This is a genomic window from Vibrio sp. Isolate25 (assembly GCF_022398025.1).
In the GTDB taxonomy this organism is placed as follows: Bacteria; Pseudomonadota; Gammaproteobacteria; order Enterobacterales; family Vibrionaceae; genus Vibrio; species Vibrio coralliilyticus_A.
In genome coordinates this window covers 1,280,329-1,299,989 of the sequence record NZ_JAKEUT010000001.1, presented here as the reverse complement: position 1 = coordinate 1,299,989, position 19,661 = coordinate 1,280,329, and the positions used below count along the sequence as shown (strand labels likewise).

The following is a 19,661-nucleotide window of genomic DNA, read 5'->3' as shown; positions in this document are numbered from 1 at the left end:
GGCACATGGAAGGCGTCGTAGATCTTAATCGTTGGCAAAAAGAACACATCAGAACGCAGCAAGAGTTACTTCATCTCTATGCTGAAGTCCGGGCTTTTTATTTAAGTGAGCCATTTTCTGGCTACAACGTTCGGATGAAAAGGCTAAAGATCCTCAAGCAAGCTTTACTTGAACACAAGGAAGAGTTGGTTGAGGCTCTGCAAAAGGACTATGGTGCGCGCAGCCGTTTCGACAGCATGATTTGCGACATCCTACCCGCGGTCTCTCACATCAATTACACCATCAAGCATCTGAAAAAGTGGATGAAACCAAGTCGACGTAAAGCGGGCTTGTTGCTGTCTCCTTCGTCAATCACAGTCGAGTATCAACCGCTAGGTGTGGTCGGAGTTATTGTCCCTTGGAACTTTCCAATCGTGTTGAGCATTGCACCTATCGTGACGGCGATTGCGGCGGGAAACCGAGTCATGGTTAAGCTGAGTGAGCATACCCATCATACCAATCAGGTACTCAGCCAGATCTTATCTTGCTTAGACCGACACATTTACCCCATTGAGGGCGAAGCGGATATCGCCAGCTATTTTTCTCAGCTCCCCTTTGATCACCTTATCTTTACGGGGTCGACGCCAGTAGGGAGGCTAGTCGCTCAGGCTGCGGCGAAAAACCTTACCCCTGTGACATTGGAGCTCGGTGGTAAGTCGCCAGTCGTGATTGATAATGACATTGATCTTCGCGCAGCGGTTGATGCAGTGTTACTTGGAAAATCAGTCAATGCCGGGCAAATTTGTGTTGCACCAGACTATGTTCTGCTGCCTCAAGGAAAAGAGCTGCTATTCATCAACCTGTATCTGAAACGCTATAAGGCACTGTATATAGATGGCGATAAAGCACCAACAGTAACCCACATCATCAACGAACGGCAGTATGACCGCCTTCACGCGATGTTAGCGGACGCAAAAGACCATGGTGCCTGCATTTACACCATAGAGGACGTGACGTTGGATGGGCGTCAGATGCTGCCGCATTTGATTACAGGAGTTACAGAAAACATGCAGGTGATGCAGGAAGAGATATTCGGCCCACTGCTACCCGTGATTGGCTATCGCCATCTGAATGAGGCGCTCAATTACATTAACGTTAAACCAAGACCGCTGGCTTTGTATCTGATGTCGACAGATCGCCTCCTTCAGCGGCAAATCATCGAGCAGACCCACAGCGGCGGTGTTGCGATTAACGATACTCTGTTACATGTGGCGGCGGAAGATGCACCGTTTGGCGGGATAGGGGAATCTGGTATTGGTCACTACCATGGCTTCGAAGGTTTTCAAACATTTTCTAAAGCGAAAACGGTTTTGCGTTCACCTGCTTGGTTGCCGAGAAGTCGCCTTCTGCTACGTTTCAGGAAAGTGGCTGAGAAAGGCTTGAGTCGCTTATTTATCCGCTAGCCGCAGACCGAGTGCTTACACCACTTAATCTGAGTTGCTTAGGAGTTGGTAATGCCAGAGGCCAGATTTTTCTGGCCTCTGGATAATGTAGCCACATGGTCGATATTGGCTTGTCTAGACTTTGAAAAAGCCCAGCTGCTGTTTTTGTCTTTCCGCTAGAGTAGACAATTCATGACTTGCGGCAGCTGCTTGGGTAATTCCAGTCACGTTCTGGCTCACCAGTTCATAGATATTACTGAGGTTGCTGTTGACGTCGGAAGTTACTTGTCCTTGCTCCTCAGAGGCGACCGCAACTTGCGCATTAATGCTGGTCAATTCTGAAATGGAAGTGCTGATGTGGCCAAGCGCTTCGCTTACCTTTGCAGCTTGAAGCTGGTTATGACTAATCATTTCTAGACTAGAGTTCATGCTATCATTAGCGACACCTGATTGGCGTTGTAACTCTTCAATGATCACTTGGATCTCTTTTGTCGACTCCTGAGTTCTAGCTGCAAGCATTCTCACTTCATCGGCGACAACCGCGAATCCACGGCCGCTTTCTCCCGCTCGTGCCGCTTCAATGGCCGCGTTAAGCGCCAGTAGGTTGGTTTGTTCTGAAATGCTCTCAATCACTTCGATCACTTTACCAATTTGTTCTGACTGCTCTTTCAGACAATTGACCACGCCAGCCGCCTGGGACAACTGATGCGCCATTTTCTCACTGGCTCGCGTATTTTGTTCGAATGTTTCTAAACTTTCTCGAGCGAGCTTATCTGCGTTAATAGATGCAGAGTCCGCGTTGTTGGCATTTTGGGTTACTTCCGTGGCAGTACTTTCCATTTGGTTGATGGCGGATGCAACTTGCTCAACTTCATTTTTTTCCTGATCTGAGTTGGCGCTTGATTGTGTCATGACTGCGGCAAGTTCAGTCGAAGCTGAGGCGACGTCCACACTGATTCTGACTAGGGAATCAACTGTGCTTTTCAACTGGCTTACAGTGCTGTTGAAATCACGAGATAGAGCGGTGACTTCATTGTTCCCTTCTTCTTTTACCGAGACTAACAGGTTGCCTTGTGCGAGCTCTTTCATCGCGAGTTGCAGTTTCTTAATCGGTGTCACTATGATGCCAGCGAGCATCCAGCTAATCGTGAGTGCTGCCGCTAATATCAATAAGAGTCCAACAATACTGCTGTTCATTACTTTCGAGTGGGTGCTTTCGTTTGCCTGGACTTCATCAAGAGCCAGTGTATTTAACTTCTTTGAAAGCCTATCGATTGCCTCAACCATTTGGTTGCCTGCGGTTCGGTAGTCACTTGCCGCACGATCATACTTGGTTTGAAAATTAGAAGGGGGAAGGTTGTTACTGTGACGAATATTAAGCAATGGGACCATGACGTTAATTGAGTAGTTCACATAATGATCAATGGCGTGGTTCATGTCCGTGATTTCTTGCTCGAGACCTTTGACAGTGCCGAGTGAATGCAGAAGTTGGCGGTTTTCTTGCTGTTTGTTCCGCAAATGTGTTGCTAGCTGTTTAACATCTTCAGCACGAAACAGGCTATAGATGGCTTTAATTCGCATACCATAGGTGTTATCAATGATCTGAGAGAGCGAGTCTTTATGATTAATGACATTCTCTGTTGAGACGGTAACGTGATGAAAAGCATTTTTAAGATTGGTTGTACTGTAAATTATCCCGACTACGAGTAGTAGTAAAGTGAATATGACAGGAACCACTACTTGGAGCTTAATGGAAAGCCCGCTGAGTAATTGGCGCATCGATTGTCCTCTTCTATATTGTGATGAATTGTCTGTTATTGTTTTTATAATTAAGAGGAATGATTCTAAGTTTTCCCAAGTATAATTCAATCCAGAAAATGATAATTTTATAAAATAACCACTAAAAGTGGCTTAATCATTTTCCTTTTAAGTCATAGTGTTATTGTTCTAGTTTGTTATCTGTTCGTTTGGTTTTCACAGTTTGTTACATCGCTGTTGGACTTATCAGTAAAACGTCATCAAAAATTCCTAGCAAATCTCACCTGTCATATAGGCTTCAACGAAGTGAAACACAATTGTCATAATTGAGTCCTAAAGTGAGCACCGTTCAAGTGAAATATAACGGCAATGTTGCCAACTAAGGAAATTGTGATGAAAAAGACAGTTATCGGTGCAATCGCACTTCTAGGCGCAATGGCAGTGACTTCAGTTTCTGCTAAAGAAACTATCTCTGCAGTGGGCTCTAGCAGCGTAACTCCACTGATGGAAGTTTTCTCTGAAACATACATGAAGACTAACTCGAACGTATTTATCGAAGTTCAGGGTCCTGGTTCTTCTGCTGGTGTAAAAGCAGCGAAAAACGGTTCTGCTGACTTAGGTATGTCTTCTCGTAACTTGAAAGATTCTGAAAAAGAACCTGCTCTTAAAGAGCTAACGGTTGCACTAGACGGTATCGCTGTTGTTGTTAACCCTAAGAACGACCTTAAAGCACTGACTGCAGAGCAAGTAACTGCAATCTACAAAGGTGAAATCACAAACTGGAAAGAAGTTGGTGGTGCAGATAAGCCAATCGTTGCGATCACTCGCGATACTGCTTCTGGTACTCGTGGTGCATTTGAAGACATCATGAAGCTGAAGCAAAAAATCTCTGGCAAGAAAGTATCGGCTATCTCTCAACGTGCACAAGTGGCAAACGGTAACGGTGCTCTGAAAACTATGGTTGCGTCTAACCCATACGCAATTGGTTATATTTCTCTAGGTACAGTAGATAACTCTGTAAACGCTCTACCAATTGATGGCGTTGAAGCAAACGTAGACAACGTGAAGAACGGTTCTTACAAAGTTGCTCGTCCATTCCTTGTTCTATATAAAGAAGGTAAGCCTTCTGCAGAAACTCAGAAGTTCCTAGACTGGATGGTTTCTGATGAAGCACAAGGTCTAGTTGACAGCAACGGCTACATCTCAGTTAACTAATATCTAGTAAAACTCCTTAATTGCTCAGCCCACTTTGGGCTGAGCCTTTTCTTGACTTCAAACGAACCAAGTTCGTGAGAACGGTAAGAATTTTATGACCATCGCAACAAATAGTGACGAGCTTATGAATACTGAAGCGACTCAAGTTTCTAAGCCTAGTCTACGCGCGAGCAAGCGTGTTGACTGGAAAGAGCGTATTTTCCATGGCTTATTCCTTACCAGTGCAGTTATTGGCATTGTGTCTCTGGCGGTCATCGCCTATTTCATCGTTAAAGAATCTATCCCTGCGTTTCAAGAAGCGGGTGTTTCTGGCATCGTATTAGGCCAAGACTGGCTACCTCCTGCACTTTACGGTGTTGCAACCATGATTGTTGCTTCCATCGTATCGACATTTGGTGCGGTTATCGTTGGGGTACCAGTGGGTGTTTTAACGGCGATTTTCATTGCTGAAATCGCACCTAAGCGCCTCGCAGACATCATCCGTCCTGCCGTTGAATTGCTAGCAGGTATACCTTCGGTTGTATACGGCTTCTTTGGATTAGTGATCATTGTTCCCCTGATTCAGGATATTTTCGCAGTCCCAGCAGGTAATACAATTCTGGCCGGTATTATTGTTTTGGGTGTGATGATTCTGCCTACCGTAATCACGGTATCAGAAACCTCGATTCGCGCTGTGCCTCGAACGTACAAAGAAGGTTCACTGGCTTTGGGCGCATCAAAGATTTTCACTATCTTTAAGCTGCTGGTTCCGGCAGCACGCTCGGGCATCATGACCGGTGTGATTCTGGGTATTGGTCGCGCTCTAGGAGAAACCATGGCGATCATCATGGTGATGGGTAACGCCCCTGCAATGCCTCAGGGCATCCTAGATTCAGCCCGTACGCTAACTGCGAACATTGCTATTGAAATGTCTTACGCAAGCGGCGTGCATGCTAATGCTCTCTACGCTACAGGTGTTGTTCTGCTGGTGTTTATCATGATGCTTAACGCAGCCCTGCTTTATCTCAACCGCGAAAAAGCGAAGTAAAGTGGTTTAAAGGTGATGACTATGGATCGCGCAAAATTAAAAAAAGCACGCCAGTTTAAAGACAATATCTTTAACGGCTTTATCTGGGCTGCAGCAGCACTGACGGTCGGTTTTTTGTTCTGGATTATCTGGTACATCTTGTCGAACGGTTTGCAGCACGTAGACTGGAATTTCATTACTGATAATTACACCCGTACTGGCGAAGAACACGGTATCTTCCCGATGATTGTAGCCACTATTTATATGGTAATCGCGTCCATCGCCGTGGCGGCACCGCTTGGCATTATGACGGCGATTTATCTGACTGAATACGCTAAAGTGGGCAGTAGACTGGTTAAGGTTATCCGCTTCTGTACTGAATCGTTGGCGGGGATCCCGTCAATCATATTCGGTCTATTTGGTATGACTTTCTTCGTCGCAATCTTAGGCTTGGGATTCTCGATTCTTTCAGGCGCGTTGACTCTCAGTATTCTAATACTGCCAGTGATCATCCGTACCACGGAAGAAGCTCTGATGGCAGTACCACAAACTTATCGTGAAGGCTCATATGGTTTGGGCGCTTCAAAAATCTACACTATCTGGCGTTTGATCTTGCCTAGCGCAATGCCAGGTATCTTAACCTCGGTCATTCTAAGTATTGGTCGTGTAATTGGTGAATCGGCTCCTGTCTTCCTGACAGCGGGCATGGTGGCACGTATTCCTGATTCGTTACTGGATTCAGGACGTACGCTGACAGTTCACCTTTATAAGCTGACTACTGAGCTGTTCACTATTGAAGAGTGGAACCAAGCTTATGGTACAGCTACCGTGCTGATTGTCGTTGTTCTCTTGATCAACATGATCACCAAACTCATCGCAAGTCGCTTCAATACTGCGAATTATTAACCAGCGACTTTAATTGAAAGCACAGACACGAATTTTAGATTTAAGAGATTGAGACAATGAACAAATTTGATATTGAAAACCTAGATCTGTTTTATGGTGAAAACCAAGCATTGAAAGCGATTAACCTTCCTATTCCAGTACGTCAAGTCACGGCATTGATTGGTCCTTCTGGCTGTGGTAAATCAACGTTACTGCGTTGTCTGAATCGTATGAACGATTTGATTGAAGGTGTAAAGATTACAGGTAAGCTGGACATGGATGGCACAGACATCTATGGCAACATTGATGTCGCAGACTTGCGTATCAAGGTTGGGATGGTATTCCAGAAGCCTAACCCCTTCCCAATGAGCATTTATGAAAACGTGGCTTATGGTTTACGTGCTCAGGGCATTAAAGACAAGAAACACATTGATGAAGTTGTGGAACGTTCACTGCGTGGCGCAGCTCTATGGGATGAAGTAAAAGATCGTTTGAAGTCCCATGCGTTTGGGCTATCAGGTGGTCAGCAGCAGCGTTTATGTATTGCCCGTACCATTGCGATGGAACCGGATGTCATTTTGATGGATGAGCCTACGTCGGCGCTTGACCCAATTGCGACGCACAAAATTGAAGAGTTAATGGAAGAGTTAAAGAAAAACTACACCATTGTTATCGTGACTCACTCTATGCAGCAAGCACGCCGAATTTCGGACCGTACGGCCTTCTTCCTAATGGGAGAGTTGGTTGAGCATGATGACACTCAAGTTATCTTTAATGATCCCAAAGATGATCGTACAAAAGGATACGTAAATGGTGATTTTGGTTAATCACTGAGTCGTTTTACTGGCATTATCACTATAACAATAAGCGATGGTACTTTGCCCCTCTTCATGAGGGGCTTTTTTCTTGATGCCGAGTTGTTATGTTGGTTTATCGTTTTTTTAAGTTGAAGACGTTACCTTCATCGGATTTAGTTGAGAATTTTTCGTTATACATGTTCTGGTCAGCCATGGAAATCAACTGATTGAGACTAGTCGTATCATAAGGATAGCTGGCGACCCCTATGCTAGCAGAGAGCTGAACTGTCTGGTTTTGCAAAGTGATACTCTTATCAAAGCAGTGATTAATTGTTTGGATAAGAGCGTCTATTTCTTGTTTGTCAGTTTGCGTGGTTAAGACCGAGAATTCATCTCCGCCAATTCTATAAATAGAGAGTTGGTATTGGCTCATTAGCTCAATTAAGCGGGCTGAAACGATTCGCAGGGCTAAATCACCGGCTTGATGTCCATGTGAGTCATTGATCTTTTTAAACCCATCTAGATCAAGCAATATCAAAGAGAAACTGGTCTTCTCTTCAATGTATTCTGTTAATTGATACATAAAAGCGAGGCGATTGGGTATGCCTGTGAGTGAGTCGGTGACAGAGGCTTGCTTATGGAACACGGCTTCTTTATGAATGATATAACTGACGATACCAACACACGCAAACAGTAATATCATTAATACAAACTGAGCATGTGTCAGTGCCTGAGCCAGCTGCATTTGAGATTGGTAAAGTGGGCTTTTAACACGAAAGTTGGTATTAATGTAGTGAATCATCAGCATGTACTGATGTTCAAAATCCTGACTCAGGTTCAACGCAGGATCGCCACTCTCTTGGAATTGTTTTAACTTGGGCTCTAAAGTTTGAAATTGATGAAAAAGTGATTCAAAAAATGATTCGGCTCCGGGTAATGAGATCAGCGATTCACTTTCACGGTTGTTGAGCAGTAGATCAAAGCGGCTCCATGTTAGTTCATATTTTAACAATACCTTATCTATGTAATTGTGATCTTTTTCAGCCAATAGGGTTGTGGACTTTAGTTCAGAAAACTCTTTAGTTAGTTGAAAAAGATACCAAGTGGCTTGGTTTTGTTGCTCGTTGTAGGAACGAGCTAAGTCGCGAGTTGCCGAGAGAAGGTATAAGTTTGCCACAATCAGTATTGCAGAGAGAAAGATCAGCAGTACTTTCGCTCTTGATAAAACTTGATTAAATCCACGTACTCTAGTCAGTATTCTCATTGGTTTTTTGATGAATCATGATCTCGTCAATTTGCCACACCATTTGAGAATGAAAAGCAGCATTATCAATCTCAGGGTATTTGTCTAGATTAAAGACCAACCAATATGGCCCTTTATTTCGCACTTTCATTTTTTTGCCATTCATTTTGTAGGCGATAATCGGATCGTATTTAATAATGTTTTCTATCGTTGTACTGGCTGCGTAGTCATTAAGGGCAATGAAAGATACGGCCATTGTCTCCTCTTTGACTAAGTTCGCTAACATGTCTGAGACTCTAAAGCCAGTGAATTGATTGGCATCCGGATACCATGGAAGCTTGGTTTTAAAGGAGGTTGGAGGGTATTGCGAAATCAACTGTTCATAAGCCAAAGTCTTTGGTTGGCTGTTTTCAAAACGGACGACTAAGTCAGCACCAAGGGTGGGCAGACTTACCAGAAGTAAAAAGGCGAGAACAACACCTCTCATAAAACTTCCTTAATGATGATTCGCTAATGATTGTTATGTTATTAAGTATATGTGCAGATATCCATCATGGAAATTAATTTGCCAATTAAGTTGGTTTGGTTTGACGCCATTGTTTGGGTGATAAAGGGAAATGCTTGGTCTGCATACAGGTGATTGCTATGTGAGACTTCAATAAAAAAGCCCGGCTAATTTAGCCGGGCCTCTGTCAAATATTTTTAATTTAAATATCTGATGTTTACATGTCTTGTTTTTGCTTTGCTTTACAAACCGCGGCAGTAAACACGACGTCAGTCGAGCTGTTCAGTGCGGTTTCGGCAGAATCTTGTACAACACCAATAATGAAGCCAACCGCGACAACTTGCATTGCGATTTCATTTGGAATACCAAATAGGCCACAAGCCAGTGGAATCAGCAGCAGTGAACCGCCAGCAACACCAGAAGCACCACAGGCAGAGACAGCTGCTACCACGCTCAAGAGCAATGCAGTCATGAGGTCGACCTCAATGCCCATAGTGTGGACTGCTGCTAGCGTCAGTGTCGTAATGGTAATTGCTGCGCCAGCCATGTTGATGGTTGCGCCAAGCGGAATAGATACTGAGTATGTGTCTTCATCAAGCTTAAGCTTTTCACAAAGTGCCATGTTTACTGGAATATTTGCTGCGCTTGAGCGTGTAAAGAAGGCAGTAACACCACTTTCACGTAGGCATTGGAATACCAACGGGTATGGGTTCTCACCTGTCTTAACAAGGACAATGATTGGATTCACAACAAGCGCAATAAACAACATCGAACTTAATAAAACGCCCAGAAGTTGAGCGTAGCCAGCCAGAGCATCGAAACCAGTGGTTGCTAATGTAGAGGACACCAGACCAAAAATACCAAATGGTGCTAGGCGGATAATAAAGCGAACAATTTGAGATACGCCGTGGCTGAGATCTTCAAATACCGCTTTTGTTGTTCCAGAGGCATGATGCAGTGCTAAACCAAGGCCAATAGCCCACGCCAGAATACCAATGTAGTTAGCATTCATCAGCGCACTAACCGGGTTATCAACAATCTTGAACAGTAGGGTGTTCATGACTTCACCAATGCCCTGAGGCGGTGTTGCCCCTTCAGCACCGGAAACCAGTGTTAATGTGGTTGGGAACATGAAACTAAGCACTACTGCCGTCAAAGCTGCAGTTAAGGTGCCGAAAAGATACAGAACCACAATAGGACGCATGTAGGTGTGTTGGTTTTTCTTCTGGTTGGCAATAGATGCAGCGACCAGAATAAAAACAAGAATAGGGGCGACGGCCTTTAGTGCGCCGACAAATAAGCTTCCAAGTAAGCCGACACTTTGTGCATACTCCGGTGATACAGTGGCTAAACCGACGCCGAGAACGATACCGGCTAGGATCTGTAATACCAGATTTCCGCGCGCAAAGCGGGCAAAAATAGAGTTGTGTTGCATAGTTATCCCTGCAATGAATTATTTTATGAACTTCTAGTAATTTCAGTTATTGGTAACTGAGTGGGACAATACTAGCGTGTTGAAATAATGTGTCTAGAATTAATTGATTTTTAGCATGAACATTTATTAAAAATGTTAAAATGTGAATATTGTGTTATATATGTTGTCGTTGTTGTACTAAAAAAGGGGCGAGTAGCCCCTTGTTGCTTTACGAAGTTTGTTTTCGGCTCCGGCTGGCCGTCTGTATGTTCTTATACATCTTCGTTTGCTGTTTGTAGGCAGCACGACGCTCAGCGAGCGTCGCTCCGTTACGCTGTTGCTCCCGCATTAACTTGAGATAGTTATTCAGCCGACGATGCTCAAGTTGACCAGTTTTAATCGCATGAGTAACGGCACATCCAGGCTCGCTTTCGTGATGGCAATCAGAGAATCGACATTGGGTGGCTAACGCCTCGATGTCTGCAAAGGTTTCAGAAACCCCCTCTGCACAGTCAAGCAGCTGTAATTCTCTCATTCCCGGCGTATCGATTAATACCCCGCCTGTGGGAAGAAAGTGCATCGAACGGCCTGTAGTGGTATGCCGCCCTTTGCTGTCACTCTCACGAATACCGCCAGTTAGCTGGACCGATGCGCCAAGTAGCCCATTGACTAACGTTGATTTTCCAACACCCGATGATCCTATGAACGCAATAGTGGAGCCTGTTTTACACCAATGCGTAAGCGGTGTGTATTGGTTAGCATCAAGTGCGTTGATCATCTCTACTATAAGTAAAGGGTCGAGCTGCTGAACTTGTTGACGTTTAGCTTCAGCATCAGCAACTAAATCCGCTTTTGTTAAGACAATCACTGGCTCGACTCCAGACTCGTTTGCAGTGGCAAGATAGCGTTCAATACGGCTCAAGTTAAAGTCATCATTCAGTGCACAAACGATAAATACGGTTGAAACATTGGCCGCAATTAACTGCTCTTCTACCTTACTGCCTGCTGCTTTTCGAGCAAATAAAGACTGGCGCTCTAACAGGCGCTCGAAGCCATGCTCTTGGTTCAGTAACAACCAGTCACCGACAGTCATCATGGGTAGTGATTTACGGATCGGTAAAGTTATTTCACCTTGATCGCTGACCAGTTTGTAGCCACTACGGTGATGCTCTGTGACACGTGCAATAAGGCTATGTTCCAGTTCTTCAAGTGTAAGTTGTTGTTGAAATAAGTTGTTCCAGCCGAGTTGAGGCAAGCTCAATAGCTGTTTGGGATTGATATTCATTGTGTACCCCAGACTTGCAGAAAGGCTTCTGCATTTGTAAAGTCAGCTAGGGTCCTGAGACCCCGGTTTTAATACACCGGGCAAAGAGAAGGGAAGGGGTAACGTATGATTACCTAGTCTTCTTCACTAATTCTGCCGGGTGGGTTCTTGCTACAATCATCATATCCTCCTAAAAGTGCTTGTTTACCTTGGTTACAAAGCGATCATACTCAGCCTGATTAATTATCGTCAATACTTTTCTACTAGGCTATTTTTTTGAACTTTATATCAATAGTTGTCAATCAGACAGTAACTTTTCTTGCCGATACCGAGTGGTTGTTTATAAACTGTTTATGTGAGTTGGTTTATATGGATATCACTGCGTAATGACTGAAGCGACCCAAAGTGAGGCTGCGGAAGCGATAGAACTCTCTTCTGCTGAGCCTGAACAAAAAAAACAGCCCTCTAAGCCGTTGCCCGATAACATTAAGTATGGTGAAGATGCATTTAATGACGTCAAACCATTAAGTGAGGTTGCCTTTCTGATCACTACTCCAACGGGTAAAAATCTTAAAGGAAAAACCAAGTATATTGGCCTTCATTCGAATAATCTCATGTTGCTAGAGGTACCCAAAGCATCACCTAAAGAACTGGCGGTGTTTTTTCAACGAGGCTATGCGATTAAAGCATGTGTCATTTCGGAGTCAGGAGAAGGGGCGAGGATATATTTCAAGAGTAAGCTTGAGTATGTGATTGATGCTGGTGGTAATAGCTTGTTCTTAATCACCTTGCCAGCGGCAACTCAGGTCGCTGCCGGATTGAGAGAAAGTGCTCGCTTGGAGCTGGCTTTGGACGGTGTGCTTTCGCCCCAGTCCCAAAATGTTCAGTGCCAGATCCGAGATATTTCGAGTACTGGCTGCTTGATCGTGGTTGAGCGCCACCTGACTAACCATAAAGTAGGCGATTTAATTTCCCTCAATATTTTAGAAACCGAAAGCGATAAAGTGATTGAGCCACAGATACTCGAAGCTGTAGTGAGAAATATCAAGATGACTAGCCGCTACGGTAAGCTTGGTGTGCAATTTGAGAAGGACAGTATTGATTCTGTTGCCAGTTTGATCGAGCGTTTGCACTTTTGCCAAATGAGTCAGAAATTTACTATTTAGCTTCATAGGAAGGCCTAGACGGTAGACTAGGCCTTTTTGAGTTGTTATCCGAATAAATGGCCTAGAAGCCTTTGATGTTCTCTGCTTCCAGTTCAGTAAAATACTTGACTGTCTTAACTTTCAACTCTTGAGTGGAAGGTGCATCACATACGATGACAGATTTAGGATGAAGCTGAAGCGCAGATACTGTCCACAAATGGTTCACACTCCCTTCAACAGCCGCTTCAAGTGCAAGTGCTTTATTATGACCAGTGACCAGAATCATTATTTCTTCAGAATCAAGCAATGTACCTACACCGATAGTGAGTGCATACTTAGGTACTTGACTGATGTCACCATCAAAGAAGCGTGAGTTGGCGATACGAGTGTCTTCGGTCAGGGTTTTGATACGCGTACGAGAAGATAAAGAAGAGGCGGGTTCGTTGAATGCAATGTGCCCATCATTCCCTACACCGCCCATAAACAAGTTAATGCGGCCGTATGATTTAATTTTGTCTTCGTAACGCTGGCACTCGGCTTCGTGATCCACCGCATTGCCATCTAACAAGTTGATGTTCTCTTCCTGAATATCGATGTGGTTGAAAAAGTTGTTATACATGAAAGAGCGGTATGACTCGGGGTGGTCGGCTGGAATGCCAATGTACTCATCCATATTAAATGTCACTACGTGTTTAAAGCTGACTTCACCTGCCTGATAAAGCTCTATCAGCGCTTTATAAGTGGCTAGAGGAGTTCCACCTGTTGGCAAACCTAATACAAAAGGACGTTCAGCCGTTGGTTGGAAGTTATTAATGCGTTTAGCGATATGTGCTGCAGCCCATTTACCGACCTGCGCTGCTTTGTTTAACGGGATTAGTCTCATTGGTTGCCTCTAATGTTGAAATTGTGATGCTCTGAAACATTAATTTTCATTATAAAATAAGTTTGTGGTGGCGGCTATTGTTTTCGGTCAATTTTTGCCTTTTCTTTGCCAAACTGCTTTATATCATCACAAGGAAAAGTGATCATCTCGTGATTTTTAACGAAAAAATTCACCATAAAAATTAAGGCCACAAATATATGCTCCTGTGGCATATTTTGTATTTTATTCATCAACTAATCGTGGGAGTGAGGTACACTTAAACAAAAGGAGGCATAACTCCTTAACTTTTGTTGTGACTGGCCGACAAGCATTTTAGATGGCAAACGCCAGTTGAAGGTGAAGAAAAGATATAGATGAATGTTATAGGGATCGCCATTGGTGCGACTGGTTTACTGCTGCTTTGTTTGTTCATGTGGATGCTTGCATTGCAGCTTCGTAAGAAGCGACTAGAACAAGAGCGTAAAGAGCGTGAAGTTGCTTACCGGAAAGCAATGGAAAAAAATCGCAAGCAAGAGCAGGAAGAGCGAGTTTATAAAGCTGAAAATGGCCATGTTCCGACAATCCTTTTTTTGGCTAAAGAGGCAGAACGTTCAAGGCCTAAAGAAGCTTTGTATTGGTACAACAAAGCGGCCAGACTGGATAATGTCAATGGTATGTACGGTGTTGTACGTATCAGTAATAAAATGAATCAGGACCTAGTTTTGAGAGAAGAAGCCAAATTTTGGCAGACCTGTATTCCTGCAATGGAAGGCAGCATTCCTCATAAATTCGAAATGGCATTGGCCTTATTTTATGGTCGAGGTACTGAGCAAAATATTGGCAAAGCAATTCAAGTCATGAAGCAGGCGGCGGAACAAAACTACCTTGATGCACTGATTTTCTTGGGTGACTGGTTTGCATCGGCCCACAACCCTGAGCCTAACCCACGCTTGTCTACGGAGTATTACCAGCAAGCGGCATCTCAGAGAAGTAATGAGGGTCGTATGAAGCTTGGGCTTAATTACATCCGTGGAATTGGCGTGACTGCGAATTTTTCACGAGGCTGTTATTGGTTAGAGCGAGCAGCTGAGAAAGGATATACCGATGCAATGTATAGCGCAGGCGAAGCTTGGATGGATCAACGGCCTAATGGCAATTCCATTGCGTATATATGGCTATTTCTAGCGGGACAACTAGGGCATGAACAGGCTCGCATATTGCGAGATCAGGTTGCACTTAGTATTGGAGTCGATACCGTTGTTGGCCTGCAGTCATTGTCGAAACCGATTTTGAAAAAAATTCGCGATAACAAGGTAAGTAAGCATGCGGTTATCAAGGCGCTCAATAAGTTATACAAGCGTAATATCCCGCTTCAAGAACAGGATGTGTTAGGTGAGGAGGAGATCGAGTTAGATTTAGTGAGTGAAGTGCCGCCTATTGTAGAAGAATCGGTTGAAGCCGTACCCAGCGAATCGGAAGTGAAAGAAAAGTTGGATTTCTCGCAATCCAATATCGATAAAGCCTAAACTAAGCCCCTTGATTTCAGGGGCTTCTTGTTACTTGCTACGCTAAATTTACCTGCAGTTGTTCATCTGTCATGTATTTATGTTTATTACTGATATTTCTTAAATGCATGAACATGAATTCGGGGAAAGCTGGGGCAAGGATATCGTTTGGTTGCCAGACAATACCTCCTACAAAAATATAGCGTCCTTGTATTTCCTCATGGTGGAGAGGGTTGTTCATAGGCGTTGACAATTCAGCTCTCACCCCTTCAATGACACAGACAACCTGCCCCTTAGCAACCCCAATAATACGTTGGACTAGGTTGGCTTTCACGCCACAGCGCCATGCTTGCCTTGTGGCCATTTCAAACCCATATTCTCTAACATGCCGATTAATATTGACGATTAAGTTCATACTAGATTTCAATCAGAGAGAAAGGAATTAAGTTAAGGGCAACTTATCTAATAAGCGAGCGGATCAATGTGATAACTTCTCAGTAGATGAGAAAAGTGTCATATCTGTGTGTTTAGTTCTCTATTTTTATTCGCCATTTTCGGAAATGTAACTCATTTTATGATTGATTCTAGTTAACAATTGATTCACATTAGGCGCAAACAATAAGAGGGATAATTCATGTCTACTGCCAGCTTTTTACGTCTAATCTGTCTTGCGGCTATCTGGGGCGGGTCGTTTCTATTTATGAAAATAGCGGCCAATACTTTTGGACCGGCATATTTGATTGAGTTTCGAGTCGGATTTGCTGCGCTGAGTTTGTTTCTTATCTCTCTTTATCTACGTAAGAAATTGGCGTTTAGACAGCATTTCCAGCATTTTATGATAATCGGGTTATTTAATACCGCTCTACCATTTTTGTTATTTGCGTATGCTGCGCAAACTTTGAACGCATCAACATTATCGGTGCTCAATTCAACCTCTGTGATCTGGGGAGCTTTGATTGGTGCTGTCTGGCATAAGTCAATTCTGACAAGAAAAGCCGTGTTTGGTATGTTGCTTGGTGTCACAGGTGTTGGGATCTTAGTGGGGTGGGATGCGGTTAACATTGGTATCAGTGCGGCGCTACCTATCGTGGCAAGTGTGATGGCAGCATGCTGTTATGGTATTGCCACTAACTACACCAAAACCGCACCCAAAGTGGCATCATTTGAAAATGCACACGGCAATATGTGGGCGGCTGTTTTGTGGATTCTCCCCCTGTTACCATTTGTTCCGATGCAGGGAGAGCCGAGTAGCTATGAAATGCTATCGGTTGTAGCACTAGGCGTACTTTGTACTGGTATTGCATATTTACTCTATTTCCGTTTAGTTGCGGATGAAGGTGCGGCGTCTGCGCTTTCTGTGACGTTTTTGATCCCAGTATTTGGAATTCTATGGGGAGCTTTGATTCTTGATGAGCCTATTGGCCTAAATACCTTTGCTGGCACAGTGCTCGTATTAGTTGGCACCATGCTCGTCACTGGTTTCTCTCCTGCTCGACTGTTGAAACGGTCTCGGCTTGCCGAGCAGGTTTCTAGCTAAACTTTACTTAACTCTAAGGTCATGAAGCGACTATTAGGATCTGGCTGATAGTCTGCAAAAGGGGAGCAATACTCAAAGCCGAATTTCGTATACAGCTCCCTGGCAGGTTTGAAGAAAGACATAGAACCGGTTTCAAGGCTGATGCGTTGATAACCCCTAAGCTTTGCTTGATCGATGGCAAATGACAGTAAACTTGAAGCAATGCCCTGATTGCGAGCCGCTGGTGTGGTACGCATTGATTTCAACTCCGCATGTGTTGCGGAAAGCGCTTTGATGGCTGCGCAACCTAGCAGTTGCTCATCTTTCCAGCAGGTCCAAAATGTGACATTCGTTGCTTTCAGTGCCGAAGTGTCCAAAGCGTGGACACTTTCTGGTGGTGAGGTTGCATTCATGTCTGCGAGGTGTTCCTCGAGCAGTTTGATCACTTCAGGATGATCAAGTTGATCGGTTTTAATATCCATCACTCCTCCTTGTCGATGGGTTTAAAATAATCTAATTCTGTAGGGTGGTTTTTTCAATCGCAATTCATCCATGAGTTGCTCAAAAATTGTGGATGTAACGACTTGTTGCGGGACGTCGGCCTATATAAGTGGGTTTTGGATCTCATAAATGACATTTCATTAGTATTACATTTCATTGTTACTTGATTCGTGTCCCATAAATTACTCTTATAGGCCGATAATTTTATATAGCCAACACCCAGGCATGGAGCCATTGTTAGAGGAGGCAGAGTTAACATGAAAGAAGTAGAGTTCAGAACGATAGACAAGCTTTTTATTAAGATGTCTATTAATGACAAAATGTGGGTGATTTTTGCCTTGTTTCTTGTCGCTGTAGGCAGCATAGCAGGCGGAAACTATTACTCTAAAATAAAATACATTGAAAGTTCGGCGATCTCAGCTGCGGTTCATCGACTTGACGGTGTGATGAGTGCAGGTACTGAAGCATCGATAGTGGACCAAGCTAATATTAGCAAAGTGTCTAGTGTCGATGAACCGACGTATAACAATGGGATTGTGACGGTTTCTCAAACGGGTAAAGATGGCAATGTTTACCAACTGACCATGAACAATCAGGCACAAGATCAGCAAGCACGCTCTCAGGCTTTATCCACTTTTTTCTTTAGCTTTGTCTGGGCTGTTCCGTTTGCGGTGTTTTGTTACTGGGTCGCTACCTTTATTGGTGGGGCTCTTTGGGTGTTGTATACCACGACTCAGAAAATTGGTGAGGGTGATCTGACGTCTCGCCTTGGCTTCCACCCTGGTCGAGATGAGTTTGGCACTATTGGGTGTGCGCTTGATAAAGCAATGGATACCTTGACCGATTTGGTCAACAACGTAAAAGAGAATGCGAAGACAATGAGTGAAACGTCTGCGTCTTTTGAACAAGAAATGCGATTGAGTGAATCTCAGATCACCAACCAGTACACCTCTTTAGATTCGGTTGCGACCGCGATGGAAGAAATGACAGCTTCAGCGAAAGAGGTGTCGAATATTTCTCAGCAGGCGACAGATCAAGCAGAGCAAGATTCTCAGCATATCGATGGTAGTTACAAGCGTGTTCAGTCCGCGATCAACGAGATTGAAAAACTGTCTAGTTACATTGAGCAGGCGTCTAGCTCAGTTTCGACTCTGAATGACAATACCACTCAGATTAATGAAGTGATAACCACAATCAATGCTATCTCTGAGCAAACTAACTTGTTGGCGCTGAACGCAGCGATTGAGGCAGCGCGTGCCGGTGAGCAAGGTCGAGGTTTTGCCGTTGTGGCAGATGAAGTACGTACTCTAGCCAGCCGTACTCAGGCGGCGACGGTGGAGATCCAGTCTATGATCGAAAAACTGCAGTCGGAGAGCCAGAACATCGCCTCCATTACTCAACAAACGGTTGAGCAAGCACAAACCAGTAGTGATCTAATTGAAGACATTGGGAAGGATGTAAACTCAATTTCGGAGTCTGCGCGAGGTATCATGGATATGAGTATCCAGATCTCCACCTCTGCAGAAGAGCAAAGTGCTGTTGCGAACGATATCGCTTCAGAACTGAGTGATATACGTACCCAGTCTAATACTATCCGTAGTGTGGCGGAGAAGTCGTCTCAAGGCGTAGCAAATCTGACCAAAGCATCGATTTCTCTCGCTGATATTCTTAAACAGTATCGTACTTAAAATGTGATTGGATAATAAAAAGGCTTGGTGAGAACCAAGCCTTTTTATATTCGAAGGTTGATGCGTTTTATCGCAGTGTCAGTTTGGTGCCATCAAACTTGAGATTCGCTAGCAGTCGCTTGGCGTTTTCTGTTCCATTTTCATCGAACTGTACGCCATAGCGAGCATAGTGTGAAGAGCTTTGGAGGTTACAGATCTTGCCGAATAGAGGTTCAAAGTGGTTGGACTTATTCATACCAGAATAGACTTCCAATGCTATCACATCACCAACTTGAAAAGCTCGGCTCAGTGGAGCGGTAACAAAGCGACAACCACTTTTGGATAAATCTCGAATTTGGCAATCGAGTCGATGAGTTGATGCATTAACACGTGCGGCAAGATTGACATCGTATCTTGGCTCTTTTCGCAGTTGAGTAACCTGCATAGTGTTTGGGACCGTCAATGCGAATATCGGTATAGGTGCTGTCATCACGTGTTCGAGCTGGCTTCGGAAATGGACGATGGCGCCCTCACCACGGTGAGAAATCGCTCTGATCGTAGCCCAAAATCCCGGCTGAAAGAAAAAGCTGAGATCGCTATCTGAGACTTTAGGCAGCTCAGCGAGAACCAAATTTTGAGAGTGGAAGCCGATGAATGTTGTCTTACACCTAAAAGTGGTACCTACTGGGGTAGTGATACCAATAGTAAGTTCTCCGCCATGCTCTAACATTGCTAATGCATCAGTGCTGTTCAATGTTGAAACGCTTTTCTCCCTCGCCGATGATCGTGAAGATTGTTCTTTACTGGCAATCGCCTGAGTATTCATCTAGCCTCCGTTAGAGTCGCCATGCTATCGTTTTAGTTGTAGGCCAACTTATTCTTCATTGAGGATTTATTATTCTCTTTGATGGTTTCCGATTCTATGTGTGCTTTACCGTTTGTTCAAATATCAAAACG

At 44.1% G+C, this 19,661-nt stretch carries 18 protein-coding genes; 9 read left to right on the top strand and 9 right to left on the bottom strand.

Annotated elements, in window-relative coordinates; all coding sequences use genetic code 11:
- The first annotated feature begins 5 nt into the window (after nucleotides 1-5).
- Nucleotides 6-1,442, top strand: coding sequence for a coniferyl aldehyde dehydrogenase (locus L1D15_RS05655; protein WP_239874955.1), 1,437 nt, complete (start codon nucleotides 6-8; stop codon nucleotides 1,440-1,442).
- A gap of 114 nt (nucleotides 1,443-1,556) precedes the next feature.
- On the opposite strand, the gene L1D15_RS05650 is transcribed toward L1D15_RS05655, so the two are convergent.
- Nucleotides 1,557-3,200: a methyl-accepting chemotaxis protein gene (locus tag L1D15_RS05650; RefSeq protein ID WP_239874954.1), complete on the bottom strand. Its 1,644-nt coding sequence runs from the start codon at nucleotides 3,198-3,200 to the stop codon at nucleotides 1,557-1,559.
- Between the two features lie 372 nt (nucleotides 3,201-3,572).
- On the opposite strand from L1D15_RS05650, the gene L1D15_RS05645 reads away from it, so the two are divergent.
- From L1D15_RS05645 to pstB, 4 genes are all read left to right on the top strand, one after another.
- Nucleotides 3,573-4,394 carry a phosphate ABC transporter substrate-binding protein gene (locus tag L1D15_RS05645; RefSeq protein ID WP_239863612.1) on the top strand — a complete coding sequence of 274 codons (822 nt, stop codon included), beginning with the start codon at nucleotides 3,573-3,575 and terminating at the stop codon, nucleotides 4,392-4,394.
- 94 nt (nucleotides 4,395-4,488) lie between these two features.
- Nucleotides 4,489-5,421, top strand: a complete 933-nt coding sequence (gene pstC / locus L1D15_RS05640) for a phosphate ABC transporter permease subunit PstC (protein WP_239835924.1) — start codon at nucleotides 4,489-4,491, stop codon at nucleotides 5,419-5,421.
- A 21-nt stretch (nucleotides 5,422-5,442) separates the two neighbouring features.
- A complete protein-coding gene (gene pstA / locus L1D15_RS05635) occupies nucleotides 5,443-6,306 on the top strand; it encodes a phosphate ABC transporter permease PstA (protein ID WP_239835925.1) in 864 nt (287 codons plus the stop codon).
- Between the two features lie 56 nt (nucleotides 6,307-6,362).
- Nucleotides 6,363-7,112: a phosphate ABC transporter ATP-binding protein PstB gene (gene pstB / locus L1D15_RS05630; protein ID WP_239874953.1), complete on the top strand. Its 750-nt coding sequence runs from the start codon at nucleotides 6,363-6,365 to the stop codon at nucleotides 7,110-7,112.
- 103 nt (nucleotides 7,113-7,215) lie between these two features.
- On the opposite strand, the gene L1D15_RS05625 is transcribed toward pstB, so the two are convergent.
- From L1D15_RS05625 to rsgA, 4 genes are all read right to left on the bottom strand, one after another.
- Nucleotides 7,216-8,346, bottom strand: coding sequence for a GGDEF domain-containing protein (locus L1D15_RS05625; RefSeq protein WP_239863614.1), 1,131 nt, complete (start codon nucleotides 8,344-8,346; stop codon nucleotides 7,216-7,218).
- Nucleotides 8,330-8,812, bottom strand: coding sequence for a molybdopterin-dependent oxidoreductase (locus L1D15_RS05620; protein WP_239863615.1), 483 nt, complete (start codon nucleotides 8,810-8,812; stop codon nucleotides 8,330-8,332). Before L1D15_RS05620 ends, L1D15_RS05625 begins: the two co-directional genes overlap by 17 nt.
- A 235-nt stretch (nucleotides 8,813-9,047) precedes the next feature.
- Nucleotides 9,048-10,265, bottom strand: coding sequence for a serine/threonine transporter SstT (gene sstT / locus L1D15_RS05615; protein WP_239835929.1), 1,218 nt, complete (start codon nucleotides 10,263-10,265; stop codon nucleotides 9,048-9,050).
- Between the two features lie 208 nt (nucleotides 10,266-10,473).
- Nucleotides 10,474-11,529 (bottom strand): ribosome small subunit-dependent GTPase A, encoded by a 1,056-nt coding sequence (gene rsgA, locus L1D15_RS05610; protein ID WP_239874952.1) that lies wholly within the window; start codon nucleotides 11,527-11,529, stop codon nucleotides 10,474-10,476.
- A 365-nt stretch (nucleotides 11,530-11,894) separates the two neighbouring features.
- Here rsgA and L1D15_RS05605 point away from each other — a divergent pair, with 365 nt between their 5' ends.
- A complete protein-coding gene (locus tag L1D15_RS05605; protein ID WP_239874951.1) occupies nucleotides 11,895-12,674 on the top strand; it encodes a PilZ domain-containing protein in 780 nt (259 codons plus the stop codon).
- A 61-nt stretch (nucleotides 12,675-12,735) separates the two neighbouring features.
- On the opposite strand, the gene nagB is transcribed toward L1D15_RS05605, so the two are convergent.
- Nucleotides 12,736-13,536 (bottom strand): glucosamine-6-phosphate deaminase, encoded by an 801-nt coding sequence (gene nagB, locus L1D15_RS05600; protein ID WP_239835932.1) that lies wholly within the window; start codon nucleotides 13,534-13,536, stop codon nucleotides 12,736-12,738.
- A 353-nt stretch (nucleotides 13,537-13,889) separates the two neighbouring features.
- On the opposite strand from nagB, the gene L1D15_RS05595 reads away from it, so the two are divergent.
- Nucleotides 13,890-15,041 carry a tetratricopeptide repeat protein gene (locus tag L1D15_RS05595; protein WP_239874950.1) on the top strand — a complete coding sequence of 384 codons (1,152 nt, stop codon included), beginning with the start codon at nucleotides 13,890-13,892 and terminating at the stop codon, nucleotides 15,039-15,041.
- Nucleotides 15,042-15,078: 37 nt separating this feature from the next.
- Here L1D15_RS05595 and L1D15_RS05590 read toward each other — a convergent pair whose 3' ends face one another.
- Nucleotides 15,079-15,435: an acyl-CoA synthetase gene (locus L1D15_RS05590; RefSeq protein WP_239874949.1), complete on the bottom strand. Its 357-nt coding sequence runs from the start codon at nucleotides 15,433-15,435 to the stop codon at nucleotides 15,079-15,081.
- A gap of 219 nt (nucleotides 15,436-15,654) precedes the next feature.
- Here L1D15_RS05590 and L1D15_RS05585 point away from each other — a divergent pair, with 219 nt between their 5' ends.
- On the top strand, nucleotides 15,655-16,557 hold the full coding sequence (locus L1D15_RS05585; RefSeq protein WP_239835935.1) for a DMT family transporter: 903 nt from the start codon (nucleotides 15,655-15,657) through the stop codon (nucleotides 16,555-16,557).
- Here L1D15_RS05585 and L1D15_RS05580 read toward each other — a convergent pair.
- On the bottom strand, nucleotides 16,554-17,018 hold the full coding sequence (locus L1D15_RS05580; protein ID WP_239874948.1) for a GNAT family N-acetyltransferase: 465 nt from the start codon (nucleotides 17,016-17,018) through the stop codon (nucleotides 16,554-16,556). The genes L1D15_RS05585 and L1D15_RS05580 overlap by 4 nt on opposite strands.
- 276 nt (nucleotides 17,019-17,294) lie before the next feature.
- Between L1D15_RS05580 and L1D15_RS05575 the strand changes: the two genes are divergently transcribed.
- Nucleotides 17,295-18,725, top strand: a complete 1,431-nt coding sequence (locus L1D15_RS05575) for a methyl-accepting chemotaxis protein (RefSeq protein WP_239874947.1) — start codon at nucleotides 17,295-17,297, stop codon at nucleotides 18,723-18,725.
- 67 nt (nucleotides 18,726-18,792) lie between these two features.
- Here the strand turns inward: L1D15_RS05575 and L1D15_RS05570 are convergent, their stop codons facing one another.
- Nucleotides 18,793-19,530: a flagellar brake protein gene (locus tag L1D15_RS05570; protein ID WP_239863628.1), complete on the bottom strand. Its 738-nt coding sequence runs from the start codon at nucleotides 19,528-19,530 to the stop codon at nucleotides 18,793-18,795.
- Between the last annotated feature and the right edge of the window lie 131 nt (nucleotides 19,531-19,661).

Bases quoted from the DNA above. Each gene is read 5' to 3' on its own strand.
- L1D15_RS05620 (WP_239863615.1), bottom strand. From the start codon at position 8,812: ATGAGAGGTGTTGTTCTCGCCTTTTTACTTCTGGTAAGTCTGCCCACC.
- rsgA (WP_239874952.1), bottom strand. From the start codon at position 11,529: ATGAATATCAATCCCAAACAGCTATTGAGCTTGCCTCAACTCGGCTGG.
- L1D15_RS05595 (WP_239874950.1), top strand. From the start codon at position 13,890: ATGAATGTTATAGGGATCGCCATTGGTGCGACTGGTTTACTGCTGCTT.
- L1D15_RS05605 (WP_239874951.1), top strand. From the start codon at position 11,895: ATGACTGAAGCGACCCAAAGTGAGGCTGCGGAAGCGATAGAACTCTCT.
- sstT (WP_239835929.1), bottom strand. From the start codon at position 10,265: ATGCAACACAACTCTATTTTTGCCCGCTTTGCGCGCGGAAATCTGGTA.
- L1D15_RS05580 (WP_239874948.1), bottom strand. From the start codon at position 17,018: ATGGATATTAAAACCGATCAACTTGATCATCCTGAAGTGATCAAACTG.
- pstB (WP_239874953.1), top strand. From the start codon at position 6,363: ATGAACAAATTTGATATTGAAAACCTAGATCTGTTTTATGGTGAAAAC.
- L1D15_RS05625 (WP_239863614.1), bottom strand. From the start codon at position 8,346: ATGAGAATACTGACTAGAGTACGTGGATTTAATCAAGTTTTATCAAGA.
- L1D15_RS05585 (WP_239835935.1), top strand. From the start codon at position 15,655: ATGTCTACTGCCAGCTTTTTACGTCTAATCTGTCTTGCGGCTATCTGG.
- L1D15_RS05645 (WP_239863612.1), top strand. From the start codon at position 3,573: ATGAAAAAGACAGTTATCGGTGCAATCGCACTTCTAGGCGCAATGGCA.
- pstA (WP_239835925.1), top strand. From the start codon at position 5,443: ATGGATCGCGCAAAATTAAAAAAAGCACGCCAGTTTAAAGACAATATC.
- L1D15_RS05655 (WP_239874955.1), top strand. From the start codon at position 6: ATGGAAGGCGTCGTAGATCTTAATCGTTGGCAAAAAGAACACATCAGA.
- nagB (WP_239835932.1), bottom strand. From the start codon at position 13,536: ATGAGACTAATCCCGTTAAACAAAGCAGCGCAGGTCGGTAAATGGGCT.
- pstC (WP_239835924.1), top strand. From the start codon at position 4,489: ATGACCATCGCAACAAATAGTGACGAGCTTATGAATACTGAAGCGACT.
- L1D15_RS05650 (WP_239874954.1), bottom strand. From the start codon at position 3,200: ATGCGCCAATTACTCAGCGGGCTTTCCATTAAGCTCCAAGTAGTGGTT.
- L1D15_RS05590 (WP_239874949.1), bottom strand. From the start codon at position 15,435: ATGAACTTAATCGTCAATATTAATCGGCATGTTAGAGAATATGGGTTT.
- L1D15_RS05570 (WP_239863628.1), bottom strand. From the start codon at position 19,530: ATGAATACTCAGGCGATTGCCAGTAAAGAACAATCTTCACGATCATCG.
- L1D15_RS05575 (WP_239874947.1), top strand. From the start codon at position 17,295: ATGAAAGAAGTAGAGTTCAGAACGATAGACAAGCTTTTTATTAAGATG.